Origin of the sequence: Paenibacillus sp. 598K (assembly GCF_003851045.1) — a bacterium.
Lineage (GTDB): Bacteria > Bacillota > Bacilli > Paenibacillales > Paenibacillaceae > Paenibacillus_D.
The window spans coordinates 3,331-3,917 of the sequence record NZ_BFBX01000162.1 but is presented as its reverse complement, the minus strand read 5'-3'; the positions used below and the strand labels follow the sequence as shown (position 1 = coordinate 3,917).

The window sequence follows — 587 nt, the reverse complement described above, 5'->3', positions numbered from 1 at the left end:
CCTCGCCGGAGGCGCACAGCAGATCGAGCGCGTCCGGTCGGTAGTCCTGGAGGCGGGCCGGCAGGATGATCGACTCCCAGTGCGACAGCGGCAGGAACAGGCCCTGCAGTTGCTCGATGATACTGCGCAGGCCGTCGCTGCCGCTGAGTCGCGAGCTTTGCGCGACATGCTGCATGATCGTCATCTGCGTGCACCAGCGCTCGGGGCTGACGGCCGTACCCCGCCGCCGCGCCGCTTGGATCGAGAGGCGTACGATGCGCGAAGCGACCTTGCGGCTGCTCCAGAGCGGCTCGTCCGGGTGCGAGGCGAAGGGAGCCTGCTCGATCTTGTCTTGCCGCTGCAACTCCTCGATGACCTGCGAGGTCTCGCGATCGCTCAGTATCGGGTAACGGTCCTGCAGCTCCGCTGCCGTGAAGGACATCCGGTACTCGGCGAATCGCCCGGCGACCAGCGCTACAGCGGCTGGCGTCGCCGGGAACTGCTCGTACAGCTCCAACTCGTCGCTGCAGAGCCAGCGCTCCTCGTTGCCAAAGCGGAGTTCGGCGACGAGACCGGTGGCCTCCAGCTCGCGCAGCCAGTCGCGCGCC

At 68.0% G+C, this 587-nt stretch carries 1 protein-coding gene; it reads right to left on the bottom strand.

Annotated elements, in window-relative coordinates:
- On the bottom strand, positions 1-587 hold a 587-nt coding region (locus PA598K_RS36745; RefSeq protein ID WP_446674106.1), incomplete at both ends, for an Lhr family ATP-dependent helicase.